5 protein-coding genes are annotated in these 6,153 nt (G+C 72.0%); 1 reads left to right on the forward strand and 4 read right to left on the reverse strand.

The annotated features are described in order from the left end of the window. Both FOE67_RS13445 and FOE67_RS13450 read right to left on the reverse strand, forming a co-directional pair. On the reverse strand, positions 1–843 hold an 843-nt coding region (locus tag FOE67_RS13445; RefSeq protein WP_182663946.1), incomplete at its 3' end, for a helix-turn-helix domain-containing protein. A 57-nt stretch (positions 844–900) separates the two neighbouring features. After that, positions 901–1,674 (reverse strand): LuxR family transcriptional regulator, encoded by a 774-nt coding sequence (locus FOE67_RS13450; RefSeq protein WP_228473847.1) that lies wholly within the window; start codon positions 1,672–1,674, stop codon positions 901–903. A 753-nt stretch (positions 1,675–2,427) separates the two neighbouring features. Between FOE67_RS13450 and FOE67_RS13455 the strand changes: the two genes are divergently transcribed. Continuing rightward, positions 2,428–4,608, forward strand: a complete 2,181-nt coding sequence (locus FOE67_RS13455; protein WP_182663949.1) for an MMPL family transporter — start codon at positions 2,428–2,430, stop codon at positions 4,606–4,608. A 77-nt stretch (positions 4,609–4,685) separates the two neighbouring features. Here the strand turns inward: FOE67_RS13455 and FOE67_RS13460 are convergent, their stop codons facing one another. Together FOE67_RS13460 and FOE67_RS13465 are read right to left on the reverse strand one after the other, a co-directional pair. Further along, positions 4,686–5,567, reverse strand: coding sequence for a sulfite exporter TauE/SafE family protein (locus FOE67_RS13460; protein ID WP_182663951.1), 882 nt, complete (start codon positions 5,565–5,567; stop codon positions 4,686–4,688). 5 nt (positions 5,568–5,572) lie between these two features. Next, the coding region (locus FOE67_RS13465; protein WP_438874213.1) for a rhodanese-like domain-containing protein at positions 5,573–6,153 on the reverse strand (581 nt) is incomplete at its 5' end.

The following is a 6,153-nucleotide window of genomic DNA, read 5'->3' on the forward strand; positions in this document are numbered from 1 at the left end:
GGAGAGGTGTATAAGAGACAGGAGCACCGAGGAGGGGGGCTCGGAGCGGGGGGCGAGACCCAACTCGGCGGCCCTGACCCCGGCCTGGAAGCGGGAGGTGGCGCCCAGCGCCCGCATGATCTCGGAGACGTACCTGCGGTAGGTCCGCACCGAGACCGCCAGGTCCCGGGCGGCGACCTCATCCGTCACGCCGAGTTGGAGCTGTTCGAGGATGCGGCGGACGGTCTCGGTCCGTTCCCGCCCCCCGAAACCGATCTCCCCCTCGGGCAGCGGCACCGCGTTGCGCCACACACCTCGGAAGAGGGTGTGCAGGCTGTTGATGACGGCCGGGGCCCGGACCAGGGAGGCCCGACTGCCCGTCGTCGAATCGGTGTGGAGCAACGCGACGCGCTCATCGACGATCATGGCCGCCACGGTCGACATCCGCGCCACCCGGATGGTGCCGGACCAACCGGGGACCTCCCGGCACGGCATCACCTCGTGGAGCGTGTGGCGGCCGCACAGCAGCCGCACCTCCAGCGGTGCGTCCCGACGCTCCAACCGCCGGCGCAGCATGGCCGCCATGGCCGCGGCCTGCGCGCTGTCGGTGGAGACCACCATGTCGACGCGGTGCTCGGCGCGCGTGACCAGTTCCCTCAGCGAGGTCGTCAGGGTGTCCCCGTCGACCTCGGAGACCAGGCCCAGGCTGGAGAGCAGGCTGCGGTGCCGGACCACCAGCTCCTCGATGCGCCCCCGGATCTCCAACATCGCCTGTTCGAGTTCGTCCCCCCGCTCCTCCGGGGGGAGTCGGTGGTCGCGGGCTCCCTCTGTACCCGGTCTTTCGACAGCATCGGTTTCGCGCACCCTGTACTCCCCATGTGTCGTCCTCTACCACTCCCCCTGGACGCTCGAACCGATCGGTCAGGTTCGATCCGTTTCGCTCAACAGCCCGAGTTCAACCGCGCGCATCCCCGCCTGGAAGCGGGAGGTGGCCCCCAGGACATGCATGATCTTCGCGACGTGGCGCCGGTAGGTCCGCAGGGACATCCCCAGGTCGGCGGCGGCGACCTCGTCGATGGCCCCGGTCCGCAGCTGCCACAGGACACGACGGACCTCGGGGCCCCGGATCCACTGCCACTGCCGCTGATAACCCACCGGCTCCCGGGCGGCGTGCCAGGTCCCCGCCATTAACTGGTCGAGTGTCCGCACGAGGGCGGGATCCTCGGTGATCGTCCCGACGGTCCCGGACCGGCCGGTGTCGCAGGACACCAGGGCCACCCGGCCGTCCACGATCAGCACGTTCCGCACCTCCCCGCCGGCCACCCGCACCTCCCAGGGCACGTCCCTCCTGCTCACCGACCAGATCTCCTCGCCGCTGAGCGCCCCGGCCGCGTACAGCATCCGCACCCGCACCCCGCGTCGCCCCGCGTCGCGCAGCGCGTTGAAGGCGACTCCGGTGTGCCCGGTCGTGGTCCCGTGTCCGGGAGCGGAGCGGTTGACGGAATGGCGGGCGCCGTCGGCGAGCTCGCACACGGCCTCCCGCACCGCCCCCTCGCCGGACAGCGGAACGAACGAACTGCGGGTGGACCCGCCCCGGTGCAGCGAGACCATGGAGTCGATGAGCTGATGGGCCCGTAGCAGTGCCGCCTCGAGTTCCCCCTCGGGGGCTCGGGGACCGTTGACGATCAACGACAAACCGGGAGTTTCCACTATCGCTCTGCCTCACACCAGGACGCTACGACCACAACGGAAAAGAAATCACGGTTGAATTAACGGCGAACCCACGAGTTCGCCGCGCTTTGTCGAATCCCGACCCCTCAACCGATCGATAGCCATCAGGCGATCACGACCATAGTTCGCCGGCTCCGAGGCAGTCAACAACTCGTCACGAACGCGATTCGACGCCCCGTGTCGAACCGAAGCCCCAGCACAGGTTTATTTTTTGACCATCTCCCCGCGAAGAGAAGCGGCCGCTCAACCAGCTTTTCAACAACCTGCAAGCGGGGGCCTTCCCCGGGTACGGCGGGGGCATCCTGTTCCGCATTGCCCAACCGGTGGGTTCCGGGTGCCGCCATATCCGGAAAGGCCCCCGCCTCCCCCCGCACCCACCCGATGTCCGATTTTTCCCATGTCGCCGTTGATTCCGTCGAGGTGGAGGCGCCCCGACCCGACGGCGACGGAGAACGGCGGCGCACCGACGGGAGGCGTCCGGGAGAGGACGGTGAGGAGGAGTGTTCGCGACCCACCCCGGCCGGGTGTCGATTTTCCACGGGATCGGACCAATAGCGCCGTGAGGGTCCGCGCCTCCGGTGGCCGCCGGCCGGTGGAACGTCCGGGCCCATTCGGTCGCCGCCGTCGGGCGGGCGCCGGCGGACGGACGGTTCCCGACCCCACCTCCCCGACCAGCCACGACCCGCCACGGAAATCAACCCAGAAAAGAGAACGAGCATGTTCGGAAGGATCGGCCGGTACGTCGTCCACCGGCCCTGGCGAACCATCGCCGTATGGATCTTCGCCGCCGTGGCACTCACCGTCCTCGCCCCGCCGCTGCCGGCCACCGGCAACGACGCGGACTTCCTGCCCTCCGACTACGACTCGGTGCGCGCCGGGGAGCTCCAGGAGAGGGCGTTCCCCGGGAGCGAGCGGCCCGCCGCGCTGATGGTGTTCGGCCGCACCGACGGCGAGCCCCTGAGCCCGGCCGATCGGGCGGAGATCTCCGAGGTCGCCGGCGCCCTGCACGCGATGGGGTATCCGCTGGTGGCCGAGGTGGCGACCGAGCCGCAGGCGATCTCCCCCGAGGGGGACCTCGCCCTTCTGCCGATCCTCGCCACCGTGCAGGACCCCTACGACGAGGAACTGGGCCGGTCCATCGGACAGCTGCGCGAGGACGCCGGCTCGATGCTGGAGGACGGCCCCCTGACGTTGGGGGTCACCGGCGACGCCGCGACCGGCCTGGACATCCGGGAGTCCTCCGCCGCCACCGACGCCCTGGTGATGCTCGCGACCCCCCTGCTCATCATCCTCTTCCTGCTGATCCTCTTCCGCAGCCCGCTCATCGCCCTGATGCCCGTGCTGATCATCCTGGTGGTGCTCCAGGTGGCCACCGGGCTCATCGGCGTGGCCGCCGCACTGATGGGCATGCCCGCCGACACCTCCGCCTCCGCGATCCTCCTCGTGGTCCTCTTCGGGGTGGGCACCGACTACCTGCTCTTCGTGCTCTTCCGCTACCGGGAGCAGTTGCGCGCCGGCCAGGCGCCGCGCCAGGCGCTGATCCGAGCCGTCTCCCGCACCGGTTCCACCATCACCTCCGCCGCCGGAACCGAGATCGTCGCCTTCGCGGTCCTGATCTTCTCCACCCTGGGCATGCTGCGGGTGATGGGACCGGCCCTGGCCGTCGCGGTGGCCGTGACGATGGCCGCCGCGCTCACGCTCTGCCCGGCGGTCTTCTCGCTGCTGGGCACCAAGGCGTTCTGGCCCTCCTCCTCGTGGCGGCGGGAGCCCCGTGCCGAGCTTCCGCGCCGGATCGGCTCACTCGTGGCCCGGCGTCCCCTGCCCGTCGCCCTGGTCGCCGCCGGGGTCCCGGTCCTGCTGGCGCTCGGCGTCCTCGGGTTCCGCTCGGACTTCGACTCCCAGGCCTCCCTGCCCGACGACCTGGAGTCCGTGCGGGCGATGGAGGAGTTGCGGGAGGCGTTCCCCTCCGGTCAGTCCGATCCCACCCTGATCATCCTCGACGCCGGCGGGGGGACCCCGCTGGACACCACGGCGCTGACCGGCTACGAGCAGTCGCTGCGCGACGTGGACGGAGTCGCCGAGGTGCTGCCCGCCGAGATCACCGCGACCGGGGACGTCGCCCGGTTCACCGTGGTTCTGGACCTCAACCCGACGGACGGTGAAGCCGTCGAGTTGGTCTCCGGGACGCTGCGCGACGTGGCGGTCTCCGAGGCCCCCGACGGTACCGAGGTCCTGGTCGGCGGCACCACGGCGGTACTGGCGGACATCCAGAAGGCGATCGGTCACGACTACCGGTTGGTGTTCCCCCTGGCGGGACTGGTCATCATGTCCGTCCTCGCCCTGATGCTGCGCGGCATCGTCGCCCCGGCCCTGTTGATGCTCTCGGTCGGACTCGGCTTCGTCGCGACCCTGGGCACCACCGTCCTGGCCTTCGGGCTCCTGGGGGCGAACGGGCTGACGTTCACGCTGCCGGTGATGGTGTACCTCTTCGTCATCGCCATCGGCACCGACTACTGCATCCTGGTCGTGGCCCGGCTGCGCGAGGAACTGGGCCGGGGGTTGGAGCCCCGGGAGGCGATCGGTGGCGCCGTGGAGCGGTCGGTCCCCACCGTCGCCGCGGCGGCGGTGATCCTGGCCGGCAGTTTCGGGATCCTCGTCCTCGCCGACAACGCGGTGCTCCGGCAGGTCGGCTTCGCCGTCGCCTTCGGCATCCTCCTCAGCGCCTTCGTGATCGCGATGTTCCTCGTGCCCGCGGCGGCCGGTCTGTTGGGACGCCGGATGTGGTGGCCGCGTGACCCGTACCGTCCCCGTTCGGACGCCGACCCCGGGCCGGCCGTTCGGTCGGCGGCGGGAACGAACGACGGGGAGAGCAGGCCCGTTCCCGCCGGCGCCGGCTGAACGATCACCCGACCCGACGGAGGGCCGGCCCGGGCGTTCCGGGCCGGCCCTCCCGCACGCGGGCGCGGGGAGGGCCGTCAGGTGCCGGGGGCGAGTCGGCGCAGGGGGCAGCGCGCGACGAAGCCGTAGCACAGTCCGGCGCCGGCGCCGAGCGAGGCGATGGCGATCGCCACGGGGAGTCGCAGGTCGGCGGGGGCCTGCTGGAGCAGGGTGAAGGTGCCCATGGCCAGGACGAACCAGGCGAAGGCCCGGGAGAGGACATCGGCCGGGACGCGGCCGGCCAGGCGGGCGCCGGCGAGGCTGCCGGCGACCGCCGAGGCCGTCACGACCCCGGCGAGCGTCCAGTCGACGGGGACGGCGGTGAGGTATCCGGCGAAGCCGGCCGCCGATTTCATCGCGATGACCAGCAGCGAGGTGCCCACCGCGACCGGCATCGGCAGTCCGCCCAGGAGGGCCAGCGCCGGCACCACGAGGAAACCCCCGCCCGCGCCCACCAACCCGGTGACCAGGCCGACGACCGCGCCGTCCAGCAGGACCCGTCCCACCGGCAATCGTCCGGCGGCGTGCGCGCCGTCCCCGCCGCCGGAGGCACCGGAGCGGCGTCCCCGGAGCATGGCGAGGGCGGTGACGACCATCATGATCGCGAAGGCGACCAGCAGGACGGTGTCGGGGAGGCGTCCGCCGAGCAGGCCGCCGACCCAGGCGCCGGCCATGCCCGCCGTGCCGAAGAGGGCACCGGTGCGCCAACGGACCCGGCCGCCGCGGGCGTGACCGATCACGCCCACGGCGGCGGTGACGCCGACGACGACCAGGGAGGTCGCGATCGCCTCCTTGGCGTCCAGTCCCGCGACGTACACCAGCAGCGGCACGGTCAGGATGGTGCCGCCTCCCCCGAGGAGGCCGAGGGAGACGCCGATCAGCAGCGCGAGGAGGACGACGGTCACGAGGGTCGGCGTCACGTCCGTCACCCGTTGTCGCCGGCGAGCCGGGTGATCGCCTCGCGCGGGTCGAAGGACGGGGTGCGGTTCCACGGCATCCGGGAGAGCAGCACGCCCATGGCGCAGGTGTTGGTGATCGCGGCCACGGCCAGTCCGCCGCCGACGAAGGCGGAGAGCAGCTGGGCGCCGGGGACGAGGAAGCTGGTAAGGGCTCCCGTCAGCACCAGGCTGCCGGCGACCAGGCGGACCTGGCGTTCGATGTCCCAGCGCTCCCGGCCCCGGTTGACCGGGGCACCGGTCCGCTCCCACGCGCTCACGCCGCCGGTGAGCACCGGCAGGCCGGGGAGACCGGCCTCGGCCAGCGCCTCTCCGGCGCGGCCGGCGCGCTGCCCCGAGCGGCAGACCAGGACCACGTCGTGGTCCAGGTACGTCGCCAGTTCCCCGCAGTGGTCGCGCAGCGTGTCCAGCGGCACGTTGTGGGAACCGGGGATGTGGGCGGCCTCGAACTCCGCCGGGGAGCGGACGTCGAGCAGGCGCGGCGGGTTGTCCGAGTCGAGCCGGGCGCGCAGTTCCCCGGCGTCCAGGGCCCGGGGGCCGGTGGCGGGGG

Source organism: Streptomyces calidiresistens, assembly GCF_014141525.1.
Classification (GTDB): domain Bacteria; phylum Actinomycetota; class Actinomycetes; order Streptomycetales; family Streptomycetaceae; genus Streptomyces; species Streptomyces calidiresistens.